20 protein-coding genes are annotated in these 18,976 nt (G+C 72.4%); 14 read left to right on the top strand and 6 right to left on the bottom strand.

Annotation, left to right across the window (positions count from 1 at the left end; genetic code table 11):
• Positions 1–39: 39 nt before the first annotated feature.
• Positions 40–771 (bottom strand): HisA/HisF-related TIM barrel protein, encoded by a 732-nt coding sequence (locus tag VF522_RS02110; RefSeq protein ID WP_330906555.1) that lies wholly within the window; start codon positions 769–771, stop codon positions 40–42.
• Here VF522_RS02110 and VF522_RS02115 point away from each other — a divergent pair.
• From VF522_RS02115 to VF522_RS02125, 3 genes are read left to right on the top strand one after another with little or no spacing between them, the layout of a single operon-like run.
• Positions 770–1,765: an ATP-grasp domain-containing protein gene (locus tag VF522_RS02115; protein ID WP_330906556.1), complete on the top strand. Its 996-nt coding sequence runs from the start codon at positions 770–772 to the stop codon at positions 1,763–1,765. The two genes, VF522_RS02110 and VF522_RS02115, sit on opposite strands and share 2 nt — an antisense overlap.
• Positions 1,752–2,822: a hydantoinase/oxoprolinase family protein gene (locus tag VF522_RS02120; protein WP_330906557.1), complete on the top strand. Its 1,071-nt coding sequence runs from the start codon at positions 1,752–1,754 to the stop codon at positions 2,820–2,822. Before VF522_RS02115 ends, VF522_RS02120 begins: the two co-directional genes overlap by 14 nt.
• A 3-nt stretch (positions 2,823–2,825) precedes the next feature.
• Positions 2,826–3,503, top strand: coding sequence for an aspartate kinase (locus VF522_RS02125; protein ID WP_330906558.1), 678 nt, complete (start codon positions 2,826–2,828; stop codon positions 3,501–3,503).
• Here the strand turns inward: VF522_RS02125 and VF522_RS02130 are convergent.
• Genes VF522_RS02130 through VF522_RS02150 form a run of 5 tightly spaced genes read right to left on the bottom strand, consistent with a single transcriptional unit; the run spans position 3,444 to position 8,686 of the window.
• Positions 3,444–4,175, bottom strand: a complete 732-nt coding sequence (locus VF522_RS02130) for a (5-formylfuran-3-yl)methyl phosphate synthase (RefSeq protein WP_330906559.1) — start codon at positions 4,173–4,175, stop codon at positions 3,444–3,446. The two genes, VF522_RS02125 and VF522_RS02130, sit on opposite strands and share 60 nt — an antisense overlap.
• Positions 4,172–4,759: a DUF447 domain-containing protein gene (locus VF522_RS02135; protein WP_330906560.1), complete on the bottom strand. Its 588-nt coding sequence runs from the start codon at positions 4,757–4,759 to the stop codon at positions 4,172–4,174. Before VF522_RS02135 ends, VF522_RS02130 begins: the two co-directional genes overlap by 4 nt.
• Complete coding sequence (locus VF522_RS02140) at positions 4,756–6,159, bottom strand: DUF6513 domain-containing protein (RefSeq protein ID WP_330906561.1); 1,404 nt, start codon at positions 6,157–6,159, stop codon at positions 4,756–4,758. The genes VF522_RS02135 and VF522_RS02140 overlap by 4 nt, the downstream gene beginning before the upstream one ends.
• Complete coding sequence (locus VF522_RS02145) at positions 6,138–6,713, bottom strand: flavoprotein (protein ID WP_330906625.1); 576 nt, start codon at positions 6,711–6,713, stop codon at positions 6,138–6,140. The genes VF522_RS02140 and VF522_RS02145 overlap by 22 nt, the downstream gene beginning before the upstream one ends.
• Positions 6,710–8,686, bottom strand: a complete 1,977-nt coding sequence (locus VF522_RS02150) for a sigma-54-dependent Fis family transcriptional regulator (RefSeq protein ID WP_330906562.1) — start codon at positions 8,684–8,686, stop codon at positions 6,710–6,712. Before VF522_RS02150 ends, VF522_RS02145 begins: the two co-directional genes overlap by 4 nt.
• A 157-nt stretch (positions 8,687–8,843) precedes the next feature.
• Here VF522_RS02150 and VF522_RS02155 point away from each other — a divergent pair, with 157 nt between their 5' ends.
• The 11 genes from VF522_RS02155 to VF522_RS02205 all read left to right on the top strand — a co-directional run bounded on the left by VF522_RS02155 (position 8,844) and on the right by VF522_RS02205 (position 18,973).
• Complete coding sequence (locus VF522_RS02155; RefSeq protein WP_330906563.1) at positions 8,844–9,332, top strand: dihydroneopterin aldolase; 489 nt, start codon at positions 8,844–8,846, stop codon at positions 9,330–9,332.
• Between the two features lie 9 nt (positions 9,333–9,341).
• A complete protein-coding gene (locus tag VF522_RS02160; protein ID WP_330906564.1) occupies positions 9,342–10,370 on the top strand; it encodes a beta-ribofuranosylaminobenzene 5'-phosphate synthase family protein in 1,029 nt (342 codons plus the stop codon).
• Positions 10,371–10,375: 5 nt separating this feature from the next.
• Positions 10,376–11,284: an NAD(P)-dependent methylenetetrahydromethanopterin dehydrogenase gene (locus VF522_RS02165; RefSeq protein ID WP_330906565.1), complete on the top strand. Its 909-nt coding sequence runs from the start codon at positions 10,376–10,378 to the stop codon at positions 11,282–11,284.
• A 10-nt stretch (positions 11,285–11,294) separates the two neighbouring features.
• Complete coding sequence (locus VF522_RS02170) at positions 11,295–12,437, top strand: ATP-grasp domain-containing protein (RefSeq protein WP_330906566.1); 1,143 nt, start codon at positions 11,295–11,297, stop codon at positions 12,435–12,437.
• Entirely contained in the window at positions 12,434–13,414 is a 981-nt protein-coding gene (gene mch / locus VF522_RS02175; protein ID WP_330906567.1) for a methenyltetrahydromethanopterin cyclohydrolase, read from the top strand. Before VF522_RS02170 ends, mch begins: the two co-directional genes overlap by 4 nt.
• Positions 13,411–14,373, top strand: coding sequence for a RimK family alpha-L-glutamate ligase (locus VF522_RS02180; RefSeq protein ID WP_330906568.1), 963 nt, complete (start codon positions 13,411–13,413; stop codon positions 14,371–14,373). Before mch ends, VF522_RS02180 begins: the two co-directional genes overlap by 4 nt.
• The gene (locus VF522_RS02185; protein ID WP_330906570.1) at positions 14,370–15,248 is read left to right on the top strand and encodes a triphosphoribosyl-dephospho-CoA synthase; all 879 of its coding nucleotides are present in this window, start codon (positions 14,370–14,372) and stop codon (positions 15,246–15,248) included. The genes VF522_RS02180 and VF522_RS02185 overlap by 4 nt, the downstream gene beginning before the upstream one ends.
• Positions 15,249–15,342: 94 nt before the next feature.
• On the top strand, positions 15,343–15,855 hold the full coding sequence (gene fae, locus VF522_RS02190; RefSeq protein WP_330906571.1) for a formaldehyde-activating enzyme: 513 nt from the start codon (positions 15,343–15,345) through the stop codon (positions 15,853–15,855).
• 33 nt (positions 15,856–15,888) lie between these two features.
• Positions 15,889–17,703 carry a methanol/ethanol family PQQ-dependent dehydrogenase gene (locus VF522_RS02195; RefSeq protein WP_330906626.1) on the top strand — a complete coding sequence of 605 codons (1,815 nt, stop codon included), beginning with the start codon at positions 15,889–15,891 and terminating at the stop codon, positions 17,701–17,703.
• An 8-nt stretch (positions 17,704–17,711) separates the two neighbouring features.
• Complete coding sequence (locus tag VF522_RS02200) at positions 17,712–18,113, top strand: c-type cytochrome (RefSeq protein ID WP_414709427.1); 402 nt, start codon at positions 17,712–17,714, stop codon at positions 18,111–18,113.
• The gene (locus VF522_RS02205) at positions 18,110–18,973 is read left to right on the top strand and encodes a substrate-binding domain-containing protein (RefSeq protein WP_330906573.1); all 864 of its coding nucleotides are present in this window, start codon (positions 18,110–18,112) and stop codon (positions 18,971–18,973) included. Before VF522_RS02200 ends, VF522_RS02205 begins: the two co-directional genes overlap by 4 nt.
• Positions 18,974–18,976 lie beyond the last annotated feature (3 nt).

Genomic DNA, 18,976 nt, shown 5'->3' on the forward strand with positions numbered 1-18,976 from the left:
GCTTCCTGATAGTTCGCGGCCATGGCCGCACCGTCGACATCAATCCGCGTGCAAGGTCCCGTCGTGCAGGGCGCTGGCCACCAGCCATGCATCGGCCCCGGCGGAGGCCGATGCACGCAGGTCCGCGGCATCGCGCACGCCGCCGGCCCCGATCCAGGCACGGTCGGGCGCCAGGGCGCGCAGGCGCGTGAACGTGCCGAGGTCCGGACCGCTGCCCGCGCCCACGCGGTCGAGCGTCATCACGATCAGCGTGCGCGGCCACAGATCGGGCCGCTGCCAGCTGCCCGAAGGATCGAGCGGCCGCTCCAGCCGCGAGTCCAGCGACAGGATCGCGCCGGGATCCGCGGCGAGCTCGGCCAGCGCGGCGCCGCTGGCGAGCGACTCGCTGCCGTACACGGGGCGAACGCGTGCCGCCGCCGCGCCGAGCCCGGGCCTCAGCGCACGCACGGACGCCGGTCCGGCGAAGCCCGCATCGAGCCAGAGAACGAGTTCGGGCTGGGCGCGCAGCAAGTCGAGCAGCACGGAGACCTGGGCCGGACCGCCCTGGATCGCGTCGAGGTCGGCGACGTACAGCACGGCCTCGCGTCCGGACGGCGGCGGGGCCGTCGCGCGCAGGGCCCGCGCGACGTCGACCGGCGCACTGCCGTCCACCAGCCGCGAGACGATGGGGCGGTAGGCATGGCGCTCGCCGCGCACGCCGCGGACCACCTGGCCGCGCAGGAGGTCGATCACGGGAATCACCTGGACCGGGACGACGGAGGAAGAAGGCATGGCGCGGATCCTCGTGTATGAGCCCTTGAGCGCCGGCGACCCCGAATCGACGGACGCACTGGGCCGCGACAGCCCGGCCCATGCCGGGATGCTCGCCGCGGGTCGCGCGATGCGCGACGCCGTGGCCGGCGACCTCGCACGGGTGGCGGGCACGACCGTGACGGTCGCGGTCGCGGAGCAAGAGGCAGGCCACCTCCACGGTCCGCAGGTCCGCGCGATCTCGCCGCTGCCGGGCGAAGGAGCGGTCGCCTTCGTGCGCAGGCAGGCGCCGCTGCACGAGCTGTGCTGGGTGATCGCGCCGGAGTCGGGCGGCCTGCTGTTGCGGCTGCGACGGGCCGTCGGCGCGGCGCGGTGGATCGGCTGCAGCGAGCAGGCGATCCGGCTGGCGGCGAGCAAGCGCGCCACCTGCGAGGTCCTGGCCGGCGCGGGCCTCCTCACGCCGCCGGCGTTCGCCGCGCGCCATCGCGGCGACTGGATCGTCAAGCCCGACGACGGCGCCGGCACCCTGGACACGCGCCGCCACGCCACGCGCGCTGCAGCGCACGCCGACCTGCAGCGGCGCCTGCAAGCCGGCCGGCCGGCGGTGATGGAACCCTTCGTGGACGGCGAACCGCTGTCGATCGCGACGATCGTCGGTCCGGTTCTTGCACACGCCCTTGCGTTCAACCGGCAGCGGCTGGAGCGCGATGCCGCCGGCTGGCTGCACGATCTCGGCGTGCAACCGGCGGCGATTCCACCGGCCGACCCTCGCGCCGTGCTGCTGCGGCCGCTGGCGGCCCGCGTCGCGGCCGCGATGCCCGGGCTGCGGGGCTATGTCGGTATCGACGTGGTGTGGAACGAAAGGACAGGACCGGTGGTCATCGAAGTCAATCCGCGCGTGACCTGCGCCTACGTGGGGCTCTCCGGAATCCTGCATCGCAATCTCGCGGCCGACGTCCTCGCCGTGCACCGGCGCGCCGGTGCGCAGGAGGCGGCCGGCCATGTCGCCGCATGAGACCGCGCGCCTGCAACTCGGCTGGGACATCGGCGGCGCCCACCTGAAGGCCTGCCTGCTCGAGGACGGCGCGGTGCGCGACATCGCCCAGTGGCCCTGTCCCCTGTGGCAGGGCATGCGGCACCTGGACGGCGCGCTGGCCCTGGCGCATTCGCGCTGGTCGAGGGCCTGGGACGGCGGCGCGGACCACGCCGCAACCATGTCCGGCGAGATGGTCGACCTGTTCCCGGACCGCGAGCACGGCGTGGCACGGATCGCCGGGCATCTCGCGCACTCCCTGGGTCCATCGCTCCTGCTGTTCGACGCGGACGGCGGCTGGCGCGCCCCGCGCGAAGCCGCGGCGCGCTGGCGCGGCATCGCATCGGCCAACTGGTGCGCCACCGCGCGGGTGCTCGCGCCGCGCGTGGGCGACGCGCTGCTGGTGGACATCGGCAGCACCACCACCGACCTGATCCCCTTGCGCGCCGGCCGCGTGGCCGCCCGCGGCACCAGCGATGCGCAACGGCTGGTCACCGGCGAACTGGTGTACCAGGGCGTGGTGCGCACGCCGCTCTGCGCGCTCGGACCCCGCGTGCGCTGGCGCCGCCGCCGGGTGAACGTGATGAACGAGTTCTTCGCCAGCACGGCGGACGTCTATCGGCTCACCGGCGAACTGGAGCCCGAGCACGACCAGGCGCCCACCGCCGACGGGCGCGGCAAGGACACGCAGGCCACCTGCCGGCGGCTCGCCCGCATGCTGGGTTGCGACGAGGGCGATGCGGACGAGCGCGACTGGCGGGCACTGGCCGCATGGTGGAAGGACGTGCAGCTGGGAGAGATCCAGCGGCAGCTGGCGCGCGTGTGCGCGGACGCGGGACTGGGCGCCGGTGCGCCGATCGTCGGCGCGGGCTGCGGCGCCTTCCTCGCCGCGCAGCTGGCGCAGCGCGCGGGCCGGCCCTTCCTCCGCTACGCCGACCTCGCCCTGCCCGCTTCGGCCGCCCGGGCGGCGCTGGCGTCGTGGGCCGACGTCTGCGCACCGGCGGTGTCGGTGGCGCTGCTCGCCAGTGCCCGGGGATGAAGCATGTGGATCGTCAAGCTGGGCGGCAGTCTCGCGCATGACCTGCGCCTCGCGCGCTGGCTGGCAATGCTGGCCGAACTGGGTGGCGGCCGCGTCACGGTGGTGCCCGGCGGCGGCGCCTTCGCCGATGCGGTGCGGGCTTCGCAACAGCACTGGCAGTTCGCCGACCTCGCGGCGCACAACATGGCCGTGCTCGCGATGGCGCAGACGGCGCACCTGTTCCATGCGCTCGAACCCCGCCTGACCCTCGCCGCCGACGAGGCCGGCATCCGCCGCACGCTGCACGCCGGCCAGCCCGCGCTGTGGCTGCCCTTCATGGTGCTGCGCGATGCCCCGGACGTGCTCACGAGCTGGGAGGTCACGAGCGACAGCCTCGCGCTCTGGCTGGCCCGCCTGCTCAACGCCGAACGCCTGGTGGTGGTCAAGGGCTGCAAGGTCCGCTCGGGAAGCACGCTCGCGGAACTGGGCGCCGACGGCGTGCTCGACACCCGTTTCGACCAGTGGTCCCGCGACGCACCTTTTCCCATCGACGTCGTCGAGTGCGATTCCGTCGAGCTGGTGCGCGATGCCTTGCTGGGCGGTCCCTCGCTCGCGCCACCGCCGCCGCCGGAAGCCCTCGCCTCAGGCCGTCGCCAGCCGCCCGTGGCCCGCGCCCGCGCCCGCCGCAAACCGTCCGCGTAGCTGGCGCACGAGGAGCGGATCGAGCACGCCCGCGCGGCCTCCGCGGGTCACTGCGCCGCGAAAGCCGGCGAAATCGGGAGCCAGGGCCAGCAGCGCAGCGGCATCGTCCATGCGCAAGGACCCGGCCAGGCCGGCCAGCATGCCGCGCGAGCGCACCGCGGCCACGAAGGACGCCAGTGTCGCCGCCGGCACGCGCTGCAGCAGGCTGCCGCCCCGCTTGGTGGCCGTGTCGACCATCAGGCCCGGAAAGCTTCCGCGCGCCAGCGCGTGGTCGACCAGTCCCGCGTCCAGGCCCTCGTCCACCAGCAGGACCGGCACGATGCTCTCCGTGCGATCGGCCAGCGCATCCAGCAGCGAGGTCACGCGCCCGGGCGCCTCCGGCGTGGGCCACAGGCCGACCTTCACGTAGTCGACGCCGCGGGATGCGACGCGCCCGACCCGCCGCAGGATCTCGTCGGCCTGCTCCGCGGGCAGGTCGCCCACCGTCGCACTGATCGGAAGGCCGGGGTAGCGCGTGCGCAGCACGGACACGATCCGTGCGATGCGTTCCGGGGCGAGCCCGCCCAGCGCGCCATCGGCCGGCTCCTTGAGGTCGATGAGGTCCGCCCCGGCCCCGGCGGCGGCGAGCGCCTCGTCCACGTCGCGCACGCTGACCAGCAGGCGCACCATCATGCTTCTCCCAGTGCGGCGGCCGGCTGCCGCGCGACCGCTTCCTGCAGCCAGCCCCAGGCTTCCCGCTCCGGCGCGCCGGCGGTCTTGTCCACGGCGATCTGCAGGCAGGCCATTTCGCCCTCGATCTTCTCGCGCGGCAGCAGGTGCAGGCGGCTGACCAGCACGGCCCCCTCGATGACGGCCGCCTGCGCGCGGTTGAAGCCGGGAAAGGCGGAGTGCTGCACTTCGTGCACGCGGGCCAGCCGCAGCGTCGGCCGCTGCGCATCGTCGGCCAGTGCGAGCAGGCGCAGCAGCACGTGCGCGTGGGCGCATTCCAGCCGCACCGCCGCGGCCCCGTCGACACCGGCCACCGGCAGCGTCGGCCAGTCGTGGCGGCCGGTGACGCAGCCGGCGAACACGCGCACGTCGGTCAGCAGATTGAGCACCGCCGTGCGCGTGCGCGTGACGTTGTCCAGCGTGCGCGACGGGCGAAAAGGCTTCAGCACCACCTCGCCGGCGGCATAGCGCACGCCCATGGGCGCGACGTGCACCGCGCCTTCGGGCGAGCAGGTGGTGACGACGGTCTCGAAGATGCGGTCGTTCATGGCGTCCCCCGGTGGGTCATCGTCGTACCCGTGGCCTGCCAGCGCTGCAGGTCCTGCGCTTCCCCGTCCACCGCGCAGCCCCAGTCCAGCGGCTGGTCCTGCACGTAGCGCTTGCCGAGTTGCCAGGCGATCTGCGCCCGCGCGACTTCCACGCCCATGTAGAAGGCGTGGCCGGCATCGTTCTCGAGCCGCAGCTGCGGCCACAGCGCGAAGGGGTCGCGCCCGACGCGCAGCCCTTCGCGGTTGTAGACGTGCACGCCCTGCTGCGAGACCTGCACCCGGAAGTTCGGGTCGCGCACTTGCCGCGCGAGCGCGGCGATCTCCTCGGGTCCGTCGGGAAACGGGCTCCTGGCGTGCACCGTCATCAGCTGGTCGCTGAGGCCCTTGGGCAGCATCCGCTGCGACACCGCCGCGTGCATGATGCGCCGCGCCCAGTCGGCCTCGCGCACGGCGCGCCGCGTGTGCGGGCTGACCTGCGTCGTCAGCACCGCGCTCGCGCCCAGTTCGGCGGCGATGCCCATCATCACCGCGTTGATCCCGGTGGAGTCGGCCTCGACGAGTTCGGTGATGTTGCCGATCCCCATCAGGATGGGCGCCCGCGGGAAGCGCTCGCGCAGCCGCTGGTAGCGCACCAGCGAGGCCAGCAGGCCATAGGGGATGGGGTCGAGGATCGCATCGGCGAGGTAGGCCCGGCCGCTGCGCTCCATCCGCTCCATCGCGTCCCACAGCGAGGCTGCGTCCTGCGGCGTGCGCCCGATCAGGACGGGCGTGGCGCCGACCTCCTGCGCGATCCACAAGGTGTCCGACGTGAGGCTCAGCAGGTAGTCGGCGCCGGCGCGGCCGCCGCGCAGCAGTTCGGCCGTGTCCAGCGAATCCACGCTGACGCGCAGGCCCCGTTCCTTCAGCGCCCGCACGCTGTCCTCCAGGTGCGGGAACGCGGTGTCGGGCAGGCCGCCGAGGTCGATCACGTCGGCGCCGTCGGCCGCATGCGCGAGCGCGCGCTCCACGATGGCATCGACGCCCAGTCGCGGCGCATCGACGATCTCGGCGAAGATGGCGATCGCATACGCGTCGAGGGTGACGGGCCGGGCCGCGCGGCTGAAGAACTGCGGCAGGTCCTTGAGTTCCTCCGGGCCGCGCTGCACCGGCATCCCGAAGTGCGCAGCCAGCGCCTCGACGTCGCCGCGGCAGCGCCCCGGCAGCAGGATGCGGTCCGCGGCGACCGGCAAGGCGACACGCCGCCGCACCATGTCGGCGGTCATGAGCGCGGCCACCTGCAGGCCGATCTCGCGCACTTCCCAGGTGAACGGCGCGTCGCTTCCGGCCGCCGCGAGCTGCTCCAGCACCCGCCGCAGCGCCGGCTCGGCGAGGCGCCCCGTCAGGAAGAGGATGCGTTCCATGCCAGGTGCAGCGCCCGCAACCGGGCATCGAGGACGGCCTCGAGCTCGGGCACCGAACAGACGACGCTGCACCCGTCGAAGGCGCGCAGCCGCTGGACGTTGTCGAACTCGATGCGGCGCGGGCGCAGCGTCACCTCCTCGCGCGGCGCCTGCGTGATGACGACGGGCTCGGTGTCGCAGGCGAACACGATGCCCTGGATGCCCAGCTTGCCGGCCTGGGCGAACATGTTGGTGGGCAGCGTGTCGCTGATGCCCAGGGCGCACTTCGCCACCGTGTTGCTGGTGGCCGGCGCGATCACCAGCGTGTGATAGCGCTCGTGGTACAGGAAGCCCACCGGCACGGCGCTCGCGCTGCGGTCGGTGAAGATGCGGAAGTTCTCGCGCAGCACGTCCAGCCGCAGGCCGTACATCGGCAGGATCTCCTCCGCCGCCGCCGACAGGAAGAGGTCGACGCGCGGCAGCCGCTGCGCCACCGCCAGCGACTCCGGCAGGAAATGGCCGGAGCCGGTCAGCGCCCAGGCGAACCGGCCGCCCGGGGCGGCGGCATCGCTCAGCCGTTGTGCGTCACCGGGATGTGCAGCTTGTGCATGCGCCGGTACAGAGTGTTGCGGCTCACGCCCAGCGATTTCGCCACGTGGCTCACGTTCCAGCGCTGCGACTCCAGCACGTCGAGCAGCGACTGCCGCTCCTGCACGTGCTGCGGCGACAGGAACGTGACGTCCGCCGCCGCCGTCGCGAGGCTCGCCGCCGCGGCCGGTCCGGCCGGCGCGCCCAGCGAAGGGAAATGCTCCACCCCCAGGGGCGCGCCCGCTGCCAGCGCCACCGCGCTGCGCAGCACGTGGTGCAGTTGTCGCAGGTTGCCGGGCCATGGATGGCGCAGCAGCAAGTCCCAGGCCGCCGGCGTGACCGCGGCGTCGGCGCGGCCCTCGTCGGCCAGCAGGTTGCGGATGATCTCGGCGCGGTCGGTCCGCTCGCGCAGCGGCGGGATCTGCAGCTCGATGCCGGCCAGCCGGTAGTACAGGTCCTCGCGGAAGCTGCCCTCGCCCACCATGTCGGCCAGGTTGCGGTGGCTCGCGCTGATCAGCTGGAAGTCCACGGCGCGCGCTTCGTCGGTGCCCAGCGGCGTGACCATGCGTTCGTCCAGCACGCGCAGCAATCGGGCCTGCAGCGGCAGCGGCATGTCGCCGATCTCGTCGAGGAACAGCGTGCCGCCGTCCGACTGCACGATCTTGCCCCGGCGCCCGCCCTTCTCCGCGCCGGTGAAGGCGCCCGCGCGGTAGCCGAAGAGCTCCGCCTCGATCAATGTCTCCGGCAGGCTCGCGCAGTTGATCGCCACGAACGGTCCGTCCGCCCGGTGGCCGGAAGCGTGCACGGCACGGGCGAACACCTCCTTGCCGGCGCCCGTCTCGGCGCGCAGCAGCAGCGGCGTGCCGCCGTTGACCACGCGCCGCGCCGTCGCCAGGTGCGCCAGCAAGCGCGGATCGCCGAACGTCGCGGCGGGGATGGCGCGGGCGGGCCGCAGGCGGGCGGCGTGCGGCAGGGCCGGCACGGCCGGCGGCGCCGGGACGCGCACGCGTGCCGGGACGGCATTCCTGGCGAAGTCCTCCTCGCGGGCGGGCTGGCGCGCCACCGCGAAGAAGCGGTTCGCCGCGTTGGCCCGGTACGTGACGACCGGATGGAAGGCCGCCCGGTGGCTGCGCTCGAGCATGGCATCCAGCGTGGTCTGGAAGATCTGCTCCAGCCGCGCTCCGCGCAATTCACCGTGCGTGCTCCCCAGCTGCAGCAGGGCACTGTGGTTCGCCGCGAGGATGCGGCCGTCCTCGTCGACCACCAGCTTGCCCTCGTGCAGGGTGTAGACGAACTCGGGGCGGCTGTGGAAGTGGATCGGGTGCGCATCGCGGAAGCGCGTGTCGATCAGCCGGTTCTCGATCATGCGCGCCGTCATGGCCAGCAGCACCAGCAGGTGGTTCTGCGGCTGCACCGAACGGCTGCTCACGTCGAGCACGGCGGTCATCTCTCCGGCGGGATCGTGGACGGGCACGGCGGTGCAGGTCAGCCCGGTGTACTGGCTGAGGAAATGGTCGGCCTGCTGCACCACCACCGGCCCGGCCTCGACCACGCAGGTGCCCATGCCGTTGGTGCCGACTTCCGCCTCGCTCCACACGGCCCCGAGCTCCAGGCCCATCGGTTGCGCGAGCCGCTCGAATTCCTGCGAGGTGACCATGTGCAGGATCACGCCGTCGGTGTCGGTGAGGACCACCGCCAGGCCGGGATCGCCGAGCTGCTGGTACAGGGTGGTCATCTCGTAGCGCGCGCAGTCGATGACCGAAGCCATGCGGCGCAGGCGCGTGGGCAGGTCGACGCGGCTGAGCACCGGTGGCCGCCGCGCCTGGCTGGGATCCAGCCCATGTTCCCTGACGCAGCGCGCCCACGACTGTGCGACGGCATCGCTCGTCGCATGCAGCATCCCGCCGCGCACCACGTCGAACACGCGGTGCGCGTGCTCAAGCGGATCAGAGATCGGCATCGATGTCCCCTCGCTCCCCGGCGGATGCATCCGGGCAGTACGCCTTCATTCTGGAACACTCTGTCGAGTGTTTCCACAAGGATTTGTGAATGTCCGTTCCAGTGGCCCGCAAGTTGCTTTTCAGCCCGCAGCACGACGGGATGCTCGAGGGGGATCCATGTTCCAGGCCCTGGACCGTACCGACGATTTCCACTTCCCCGGATCCTCCGGGCAGGAGCCGCTGGACCTCGTCTTCATCGAAGGCTTCAGCGGCGAGACGGTGATCGGCATCCACGACAGCGAGATGCACGCACCGCAGCCGGTCATCATCGACCTGTGTGCCGGCATTCCCCGAGTGCTCGCCTGCGAGACCGACCGCATCGCCGACACCATCGACTACGGCGCGCTGCGGGAACGCCTGCAGCGCCTGCTGCGCGAGCACGGCGTGCAGCTGCTGGAAGCCCTGGCCGAACAGGTCGCGCGGATCGCGATCGACGAATTCCACGCCCACTGGGTGCGCGTGCGCGTGGTCAAGCCGCGCAAGTTCGAGGACACGGCCGCCGTGGGCGTGCTGATCGAGCGCAGGCGGCCCGTGCCGTCGCCGGCCGCGGCGCGCGCGGCGACCTTGAGGCTCATCGGCCACGGCCTGGTGCCGGGAGGGCGTTGAGGAAAGAAGATGCAGGCCGCGCACGACACCGAGCTGCGAGCGGTCACGCCATTCCCCGCTGTTGCGAGAGCGCGGGTGCAGGCATCGTCGCGGCTGCACCTGGGTTTCCTGGATCCGGCGGGCAGCCTCGGACGGCCCTTCGGCAGCCTCGGGCTGGCGATCGATGCAGCCGACACCGTCGTCGAGCTGGCTGAAGGACGCGCCGACACCTTCGACGGCTTCGCCGGCGGCACTGCGACGCTGGAACGCGCACTCCGCCACGTGGAAGCACTCCGCCATGCGACAGGTTGCCGCACCCCGGTGAACTTGCGCCTGCGGAGCGCGCCGCCCGCGCACGTCGGCCTGGGCTCGGGCACCCAGCTCGCACTCGCGGTGGGACGCGCCTTCTGCGTGGCTTTCGGGATGGAGATGACGAACGCGCAGCTCGCCGCCACGCTGGGCCGGGGCGCACGTTCAGGGGTCGGCATCGCCGGGTTCGACCGCGGCGGCCTGCTGCTCGACGGCGGACCGCGCGCGGACGGTGCGCCCGCGGCGCTGCTGGCGCGCATTGCCCTGCCGGCCGAATGGCGGGTGCTCGTGGTGCTCGATGCGCGCGCACGGGGACTCAGCGGCGCGGACGAGAAGGCAGCCCTGTCGGCGCTGGCGCCGCTGCCGCGCGAGGCCGCCGCGGAGATCTGCCACCAGGTGCTGATGCGCATCCTGCCCGGCGCGGCCGGCGGCGAGTTCGCCCCCTTCGCCGCCGGGGTGAGCCGCATGCAGGAACTGCTGGGGCAGCATTTCGCGCCCGCGCAGGCGGGCCGGCCGTTCACCAGCGAAGCGGTGGGCCGGCTGCTGCAGTGGATCGGCGCTCATGCGGCCGCCGGCACCGGACAGAGTTCGTGGGGCCCGACCGGCTTCGCATTCCTGCCCTCGGAGCCCGAAGCGCACAGGATCGTGGCCGCGGCCCGCGACGCCGGCGCCCTCGATCCTGCCCTCGAGATCCTCGTGGTCCGCGCGCGCAACCACGGGGCGCTGGTGTCCGGCGCGCGCAAGGGGTGACGACCATGGAACGCCCTTACATCCTGCACATGTTCACGCCGGGGCCGCAGGTGAGCCCGTTCGACGTCAACATGGCCGCCGATGCCGGCTACCAGCTGGCGGTGCCGTATTGCCACGTGACGCCGGAGGGCATCGCCGGCCTCACGCAGGACGCGATCTTCTCCCGCGGCCCCAAGGGCGCGGCCCGGACGGGCCTCTTCATCGGCGGGCGCGACGTGCTCGTCGCCGACGACATGCTGGAGCGCGCCCGCAACGCGATGATTCCGCCCTTCGCCGTCTCGCTCTGCGCCGACCCGAGCGGTGCGTACACGACCGCCGCGGCCCTGGTGGCGTACACCGAGGCCGCGTTGGGGGCCACGAGCGATGGCGGCCTGGCGGGAACGCAGGTGCTGCTGCTCGGAGGCACCGGCCCGGTGGGCCGCATCGCGGCGGTGCTGTGCGCGCGTCGCGGTGCGCATGCCCTGCTGGGAAGCCACAGGGGCGCGACCGCGGCCGGGGAAGCGGCGGCGGCCACCGGTGCACGCTTCGGCGTCTCGCTGCAGGGGGTTTCCACCGCCACGGCCGACGCGCTGCGCACCGCCTTGTCGGAGGCCGACGTCGCGATGGGCGTGGCCGGCGCGGGGGTGCAGGTGGCGAGCGAGGCGGACCTCGAGGCCGCGATGCGCCTGCGCGTCGCCGTCGACATCAATGCGGTGCCCCCCGCCGGTCTCGCCGGCGTCGGTGCGATGGACGACGGCAAGCCGCTGGCCGGAACCTCCGCCGTCGCGATCGGCGCGCTCGCGGTGGGCAACGTGAAGTACCAGGTGCAGCATCGCCTGCTCTCGCGCATGCGCGAGTCCGAGCGGCCGGTCGTGTTCGGCTTCGCCGAGGCCTTCGAGCTGGCGCGCGAAGTGCTGGCGGAGAAGAAGCGCTGAGGGCCGCGGGATGGCCGATGCCGTCGTCGTCGCGGGCCTGTGGGTGCGGCCGCTCGCCGAATCGGCCTGCCAGGCCGGCTGGCGCGTCATGGCCCTGGACCTGTTCGGCGACGCCGACACGCGCCGTGCCAGCGCCCGCTGGATGCGCATCGGCGATCCTGCATCCTTCGCGATCGCGCCCGCGCTGCTGGGCGACGCGCTGCAACGCGCCGCGCGCGAGCCCGGCGTGACCGGATGGATCGCGGGCAGCGGCTTCGAGGCATGGCCGGACGCACTCGCCCTGCACGTCCCCGGATTGCCGCTGCTGGGCATGGCGGCGGCCGCGGTCCGCCGCGTGCGCGATCCGGCATCGTTCTTCGCCACGCTCGATCGGCTCCGGCTCGAACATCCGGAGGTGTCGCTGCGGGCACCGGGCGATCCCGAAGGCTGGTTGGTGAAGAGCGGCGCCGGCGCCGGCGGCTGGCACATCCGTCACGCGCGGGATGCCGGCGTGCCCGCCGGCCCCTCGATCTACTGGCAGCGGTTCCAGGCCGGGGAAGCCATGTCCGCGCTGTTCCTGGCCGACGGCGCCCGCGCGCGGCTGGTGGCGCTGAACCGCTTGCTCGTGCGCCCGCTCGGCGCCCTGCCCTTCGTCTACCACGGCGCCATCGGGCCGATCCGCGACGGCGTGCTCACGCGGCGCCTGCAGCAGATGCTGGCCGTCCTCGTGCCCGCCTTCGGCCTGCGCGGACTGGCCAGCCTGGACTTCATCGCGCGGGACGGCCGGGTGTCGCTGCTGGAGGTGAACCCGCGCCCTTCCGCCACCATGGTGCTGCACGCGCAGGCCTGGCCCGGCGGACTGCTGCGCGCCCACGTGCGCGCCGTGCAAGGCGAGTTGCCGGACGCGCCAGCCTCGCATGCGGCCGGCGTGCGCGGCTGCCTGACGCTGTTCGCCGACCGCGCCTGCAGCGTCGACGCGGCGCTCGCGGCCGAACTGGCAACGTCCCCGTTCTGCCATGACCTGCCCGCGCCCGGATCGACCTTCGGCGCCGGCGAACCGGTGTGCAGCGTGAGCGCCGAGGCGGCCGGCACGCAGGCGGTGCTCGGCGAACTCGCCGTCCGTGCCGAGCGGGTGCGCGAACGGCTCACGTCCTGCGAGGAGCTCGCCGCATGACGGCCACGGAGCCCAGTGTCAACCGGCTCGCCGCGCCGCTGCTGGAAAGCCTGCTGCACGAGGCCGATCGCCTGCGCATCGAGGTCGCGCGCGACGAGGCCGGCGTCACCGTGATCGATGCCGGCATCGCGGCACGCGGCAGCGTGGCGGCCGGCCTGCGGATCGGCGCGTTGTGCCTGGGCGGACTCGGCGAGGTCCGCCTCGCGCCGCTGCCGCGCGAGGGCTGGCCGGACTGGCTGCACGTGCGCAGCTCGCAGCCGGTGCTCGCCTGCCTGGCCAGCCAGTACGCGGGATGGAGCCTCGCGGCTTCCAGGGAGGAAGCGGGCGGCCGGAAGTTCTTCGCCCTGGGCTCCGGCCCGGCGCGCGCGCTGGCGTGCAAGGAGCCGCTGTTCGCCGAGCTCGGCTACCGAGATCGCAGCGACAGCGGCGTCCTCGTGCTGGAGGTCGACCGGCCGCCGCCTCCGGTGGTCGTCGCCAAGGTGCTGCGCGACTGCGCGCTCGAGCCGGCGGGCCTCGCGATCGTGCTCACGCCGACGGCGAGCCTGGCCGGCACGACGCAGATCGTCGCCCGCGTGCTCGAGGTCGCGCTGCACCGCGCGCACGAACTGGGCTTCGCGCTGCGGGACATCGTCGAAGGCACGGCCTGCGCGCCGCTGCCCGCGCCCGGCGCCGGCACGCTCGAGGCCATGGCACGCACCAACGACGCGATCCTGTATGGCGGCCAGGTCCACCTCACCGTCGCCGGCACGGCGGAAGCCGCGCGCGAACTCGCGTCGAGACTGCCGTCGTCGAATTCGCGCGACCACGGCCGCTCCTTCGGCGAATTGTTCGAGGAGGCAGGCCACGACTTCTACCGGCTCGACGGCGCGCTGTTCGCGCCGGCCGAGGCCTGGGTGACCCATCTCGGCTCCGGCCAGACCTGGCGGGCCGGCGGGCTGGACATGGCCCTCCTGCTTCGACTGTGGCAGGCCGCATGAAACCCGCGCTCGCCCCGAGCCCCGGCCTGCGGGTGGCCATCATGACCGACGAGACCGGCTGGCATACGCGCCAGCTGCTGCGCGCGCTGCGCGAGCGCGGCTGCACGGGTCGCTGCATCGACCTGGCGCAGTGCCGCATCGCCACCACGCATGCGTGGCACGGCCTGGTGCTGCCGGGCCATGGCACGGACCTGCCCGACGCCGTGCTCGTGCGCGGCATCGCGGCCGGCAGCTTCGAGCAGGTGACCAAGCGGCTCGGCGTGCTGCATGCCCTGCGGGAATTCGGCGTGCCCGTCTACAACGACGCCCGCGCGATCGAGCGCAGCGTCGACAAGTCCATGACCAGCGTGCTGCTGCACGCCGCCGGCGTGCCTACGCCTCCCACCTGGGCGATGGAATCCGCGGCGCTCGCCCAGCGACTCGTCACGCGGGAAAGCGCCGCGGGACACGCGCTGGTGCTGAAGCCGCTCTTCGGCTCGCAGGGGCAAGGCCTGCAGCGCATCGGCCGGGTCGATGGCGTGCACGTGCCGCTGCCGCCGCTCGAGGGCGGCTACGGCGGGCTCGCCTACCTGCAGCGCTTCGTCGAGGCGCGCGCGACGCCGGGTTACGACTACCGCGTGCTGGTCGTGGGAGGGAGCGCGCTGGCGGCGATGCGCCGCGTGAGCGAACACTGGGTGCACAACGTGGCCCAGGGCGCGCGCTGCGAGCCGCAATCGCTCGCGCACGGCGCCGGGCCCGAACTCGCCCGGCTCGCCGAGGCGGCCTCGCGTGCACTGGACATGGATTACGCGGGCGTCGACCTGCTCCCCGCGGGCCATGGCGCGCAGGTGCTCGAGGTCAACGGCGTGGCGGCGTGGCAGGGCCTGCAGCGCGTGACGCCTTTCAACATCGCGCGGGCCCTGGTGCACGACCTGCTCGATCGCAAGTGCGCCGGCCTCGCCCGCCGGCGGCAGGCGTGAAGCGCGCGCGGGCGCTGCCTGCGGCGGATCCTGCCGCGCGGGGCCGTCAGGCCTTCCTGTGGGCCTGCGCGCTCGACGTGCAGGTCCGCAAGCCGGGCAACGTGAGCCTGGCCTCGCCCGGGCACCGCATGGACGCGGCGCAGTTCATCGCCGCCGCGACGGCGGCCGCCGGCCCCATCAGCTCGGCCGGCGCACCGGTGGGCGAACGCATCGAAGGCGCGGTGCGGGCCGCCTGGGAGGCGACGCAGTGCAACACCAACCTGGGCATCGTGCTGCTCTGCGCGCCTCTGCTGGCCGCCTGCGAGCGGCCCGGCAGTGCGAAGGACGCGCCGGCCCTGCGCGCCGCGCTCGAAGCGGTGCTGCGGTCGCTCGCCGTCGCCGACACGCGCGCGGCCTACCGCGCCATCGCACTGGCGCGTCCGGCGGGTCTGGGCCGCGCCCCCGAACAGGACGTGTTCGAGGCTCCGACCGTCGGGCTGCGCGAAGCCATGGCGCTGGCCGCCGGCCGCGACCGCATCGCATGGCAATACGTCCATGCCCATGCGGACGTGTTCGACCTCGGGCTGCCGGCCTTCCTCGTGGCGCCGGAAGCCGCGCCGGCGATGCAGCGCGCCTTCCTGGAGTTGCTCGCCGGCCGGCCCGACTCACACATTGTGCGAAAGCACGGAGACGCGGTGGCGCAGTCTGTCATGCGCGAGGCGGCGCCCTGGCGCGCCCGCGCGCGCCAGGGCCACGTGCTGGACGAGGACCCCGCCTTCGCCGGCTGGGACCGGGACCTCAAGGAGAAAGGGATCAATCCGGGCACCACCGCCGATCTCTGCGTGGCCGTCGCGCTGGCGGCCGCCTTCCTGGATCCGGCTTCGCGTTTCCCCTGAGCGGACCCGGCATGGAATATGTGAGCGCGGTCCTGATGGCCCCGGCGCGTGCCGCGGCCACGCACGCCCACACCCCCCTACCGGAGGAGCGCACATGGCCAAGATCGACCGCCTGCTGATTGGAGAGTCCCTCGTCGGAGAGGGCAACGAGGTCGCCCACATCGACCTGATCATGGGGCCCCGCGGATCGGCGGCGGAAACCGCCTTCGCCAACGCCCTGACGAACAACAAGGACGGCTTCACGTCGCTGCTGGCCGTGGTGGCGCCGAACCTGCCGGCCAAGCCGGCCACCGTGATGTTCAACAAGGTGACCATCAAGGGCGCGAAGCAGGCCGTGCAGATGTTCGGGCCGGCGCAGCATGCGGTCGCCCTCGCCGTCGCCGACTGCGTCGAGGACGGCACGATCCCGCTGGCGGAAGCCGACGACGTGTTCATCTGCGTGGGCGTGTTCATCCACTGGCAGGCCGACGACGACAAGAAGATCCAGGAATTCAACTACCGCGCCTGCAAGGAGTCGATCAAGCGCGCCGTCAACCGCGAGCCCACGCCGGCCGACGTGGTGGAGCGCAAGTACCAGGTCGCCCACCCGTTCCAGGCAGCGGCCTGAGCCTGCTGCCGCACATCGACGAAGGAGACAATGATGGACCCGAGACGCAGCGTCCCCTGGCGGCAGTGCATCGCCGCCGCCCTGTTCACCCTGCCCGCGCTGGCGCACGCCAATGGCGACGTGGAGAAGCACATCGCAGACCCGAAGAACTGGGCCATGCAGGCGGGCGACATGTACAACCAGCGCTACAGCAAGCTGCGGCAGATCAACACCGGCAACGTCGGCAAGCTGCAGGTCGCGTGGACCTTCTCCACCGGCGTGCTGCGCGGGCACGAGGGCTCGCCGCTGGTGATCGGCGACACGATGTACCTGCACTCGCCGTTCCCGAACAAGGTGTTCGCGCTCGACCTGAACACGCAGAAGCTGCTGTGGAAGTACGAGCCCAAGCAGGATCCCGCCGTGATCCCGCAGATGTGCTGCGACACCGTCAACCGCGGCCTGGCCTACGCCGAGGGCAAGGTCTTCCTGCAGCAGGCCGACAGCATGCTGGTCGCGCTCGACGCGAAGACCGGCAAGCCCGTGTGGTCGGTGAAGAACGGCGACCCGAAGGTGGGCGCGGTCAACACCAATGCGCCGCACGTCTTCAAGGACAAGGTCATCACCGGCATCAGCGGCGGCGAATGGGGCGTGCGCGGCTACATCACCGCGTACGACATCAACACCGGCAAGCAGGTCTGGCGGGGCTACAGCACCGGACCGGACGCCGAGATGCTGGTCGACCCCGAGAAGACCATGACCTGGACCGACGGCAGGATGGCGCCGGTCGGCAAGGACTCTTCGCTGAAGACCTGGCAGGGCGACCAGTGGAAGATCGGCGGCGGCACCACCTGGGGCTGGTTCAGCTACGACAAGGCGGCCAACCTGATGTACTACGGCACCGGCAACCCGTCGACCTGGAACCCGGCGCAGCGCCCCGGCGACAACAAGTGGTCGATGACGATCTTCGCGCGTGACGTCGACACCGGCATGACGAAGTGGGTCTACCAGATGACGCCGTACGACGAGTGGGACTTCGACGGCATCAACGAGATGATCCTGGCGGACATCAACGTCAAGGGGCAGCCGCGCAAGGCGCTGGTGCACTTCGACCGCAACGGCTTCGGCTACACGCTCGACCGCATCAGCGGCGAGCTGCTGGTGGCCGAGAAGTTCGACCCGAAGGTGAACTGGGCGACCCACGTCGACATGAAGAGCGGGCGGCCACAGGTGGTGAAGCAGTACTCGACGGCCGCCGGCGGCCCCGACCACAACACCAAGGGCATCTGCCCCGCGGCGCTCGGAAGCAAGGACCAGCAGCCGGCCTCGTTCGACCCGAACACGAAGCTGTTCTACGTGCCGACCAACCACGTCTGCATGGACTACGAGCCGTTCAAGGTCGAATACACCGCGGGCCAGCCCTACGTCGGCGCGACGCTGTCGATGTTCCCGGCGCCGGGCAGCCATGGCGGCATGGGCAACTACATCGCCTGGGACGCCGGCACGGGCAAGGTCGTCCAGACGAAGGCCGAGAAGTTCTCCGTCTGGAGCGGTGCGCTCAACACCGCCGGCGGGCTCTCCTGCTACGGCACGCTGGAAGGCTACATGAAGTGCGTCGATGCGAAGAACATCAACAAGGAACTGTTCAAGTTCAAGACGCCCTCCGGCATCATCGGCAACGTGTTCACGTACGAGCACAAGGGCAAGCAGTACGTGGGCGTGTTCTCCGGCATCGGCGGCTGGGCCGGCATCGGCATGGCGGCGGGCCTGGAGAAGGACACCGACGGCCTCGGCGCGGTCGGCGGCTACCGCGAGCTGAACCAGTACACAGAACTGGGCGGATCGCTGACCGTCTTCACGCTGCCGAACTGATGGCCCCGATGGCCCGCGGCCTGCTGTTCACCGCGCTGTTCGTGGCACTGGCCACGGGCGGCGCGTGGGCCCAGGACCAGAAACCGTACAAGGTGGTCGACGGCTACAAGGTCGACCCCGTCACCATGACCGGCTTTCGCACCTGGCGCGCCGCGGCCTGCGACCGCTGCCACGGCGCCAACCAGGAAGGCTCGGTCGGCCCGTCCCTGATCGCCAGCCTGAAGACGCTGAGCAAGGAGGACTTCGTCAAGGTCGTGCGCGACGGCCGCCAGGACAAGGGGATGATCGCCTTCTCGGCCAACCAGACGGTGATGGACAACCTGGATGCGCTGTATGCGTACCTGAAGGGGCGCTCGGACGGCGCCATCACGCGCGCCCGCGTCGAACCGATGCCGGGCGCGGGATCATGACCGCGCGCGGCCTTGCGGCACTGCTGTTCGCCGCGCTGGCCTGGCCCGCCGGCACCGCGCACGCCCAGGCCGCGGCGGAACCGCCGGCGCGCTCCGTCTTCCGGGTCTGCCAGGACCCGAACAACCTGCCCTTCTCCAACCTGCAGGGCGAAGGCTTCGAGAACAGGATCGCGGAACTGTTCGCGCGCGACCTCGGACTGCCGCTCGCGTATTTCTCCTTCCCCAACCGGCTGGCCTTCGTCCGCAACACGCTGCGCTATCGCCTCCCCGGCGAAGACTATCGCTGCGACGTGGTGCTGGGCGTGCCGGCCGAATTCGACCAGGTCGCGGTGACGAAGCCGTACTACCGCTCGACCTACGCGCTCGTGTACGCGAAGGGCAAGGGCCTGGACGGCGTGCGCACCTCCGACGACCTGCTCGCGCTGCCGCCCGAGAAGCTGCGCACGCTGCGCATCGGCGTCTACGACCGCTCGCCGGCGTCGCGCTGGCTGGCCCTGCATGGCCTGGTCGATCGCGGCGTGCCCTACCCGATCATGAGCCCGGACCCGGACCAGTATCCGGGCCAGGTCATCGAGCGCGACCTCGCGCAGGGGAAGATCGACGCGGCGATCGTGTGGGGGCCGATCGCGGGCTACTTCGCCAGGCGCATCCGCTCGCCCGAGCTGGTCCTCGCCCCCATGAAGTCGGAGCCCGGGCTGCCGTTCGAGTACGCCATCGCGATGGGCGTGCGCCACGGCGAGCCGCAGTGGAAGCAGCAGGTCGAGGGCCTGCTCGCCAGGCACCGCGAGGAGATCCTCACGATCCTGCGCGACTACGGCGTGCCGATGGTGCCGGAGCCGGCCGCGACGGCCGGCAGGTAGGCC

The sequence above is a fragment of the Ramlibacter sp. genome, from assembly GCF_036383835.1.
In the GTDB taxonomy this organism is placed as follows: domain Bacteria; phylum Pseudomonadota; class Gammaproteobacteria; order Burkholderiales; family Burkholderiaceae_C; genus Ramlibacter.

What these genes read in the sequence shown, in the direction of transcription:
- VF522_RS02120 (WP_330906557.1), top strand. Translation starts at nt 1,752, where the DNA reads ATGTCGCCGCATGAGACCGCGCGCCTGCAACTCGGCTGGGACATCGGC.
- VF522_RS02110 (WP_330906555.1), bottom strand. Translation starts at nt 771, where the DNA reads ATGCCTTCTTCCTCCGTCGTCCCGGTCCAGGTGATTCCCGTGATCGAC.
- VF522_RS02125 (WP_330906558.1), top strand. Translation starts at nt 2,826, where the DNA reads ATGTGGATCGTCAAGCTGGGCGGCAGTCTCGCGCATGACCTGCGCCTC.
- VF522_RS02200 (WP_414709427.1), top strand. Translation starts at nt 17,712, where the DNA reads ATGGCCCGCGGCCTGCTGTTCACCGCGCTGTTCGTGGCACTGGCCACG.
- VF522_RS02155 (WP_330906563.1), top strand. Translation starts at nt 8,844, where the DNA reads ATGTTCCAGGCCCTGGACCGTACCGACGATTTCCACTTCCCCGGATCC.
- VF522_RS02160 (WP_330906564.1), top strand. Translation starts at nt 9,342, where the DNA reads ATGCAGGCCGCGCACGACACCGAGCTGCGAGCGGTCACGCCATTCCCC.
- VF522_RS02140 (WP_330906561.1), bottom strand. Translation starts at nt 6,159, where the DNA reads ATGGAACGCATCCTCTTCCTGACGGGGCGCCTCGCCGAGCCGGCGCTG.
- VF522_RS02180 (WP_330906568.1), top strand. Translation starts at nt 13,411, where the DNA reads ATGAAACCCGCGCTCGCCCCGAGCCCCGGCCTGCGGGTGGCCATCATG.
- VF522_RS02170 (WP_330906566.1), top strand. Translation starts at nt 11,295, where the DNA reads ATGGCCGATGCCGTCGTCGTCGCGGGCCTGTGGGTGCGGCCGCTCGCC.
- VF522_RS02165 (WP_330906565.1), top strand. Translation starts at nt 10,376, where the DNA reads ATGGAACGCCCTTACATCCTGCACATGTTCACGCCGGGGCCGCAGGTG.
- VF522_RS02135 (WP_330906560.1), bottom strand. Translation starts at nt 4,759, where the DNA reads ATGAACGACCGCATCTTCGAGACCGTCGTCACCACCTGCTCGCCCGAA.
- VF522_RS02205 (WP_330906573.1), top strand. Translation starts at nt 18,110, where the DNA reads ATGACCGCGCGCGGCCTTGCGGCACTGCTGTTCGCCGCGCTGGCCTGG.
- fae (WP_330906571.1), top strand. Translation starts at nt 15,343, where the DNA reads ATGGCCAAGATCGACCGCCTGCTGATTGGAGAGTCCCTCGTCGGAGAG.
- VF522_RS02115 (WP_330906556.1), top strand. Translation starts at nt 770, where the DNA reads ATGGCGCGGATCCTCGTGTATGAGCCCTTGAGCGCCGGCGACCCCGAA.
- VF522_RS02195 (WP_330906626.1), top strand. Translation starts at nt 15,889, where the DNA reads ATGGACCCGAGACGCAGCGTCCCCTGGCGGCAGTGCATCGCCGCCGCC.
- VF522_RS02150 (WP_330906562.1), bottom strand. Translation starts at nt 8,686, where the DNA reads ATGCCGATCTCTGATCCGCTTGAGCACGCGCACCGCGTGTTCGACGTG.
- mch (WP_330906567.1), top strand. Translation starts at nt 12,434, where the DNA reads ATGACGGCCACGGAGCCCAGTGTCAACCGGCTCGCCGCGCCGCTGCTG.
- VF522_RS02130 (WP_330906559.1), bottom strand. Translation starts at nt 4,175, where the DNA reads ATGATGGTGCGCCTGCTGGTCAGCGTGCGCGACGTGGACGAGGCGCTC.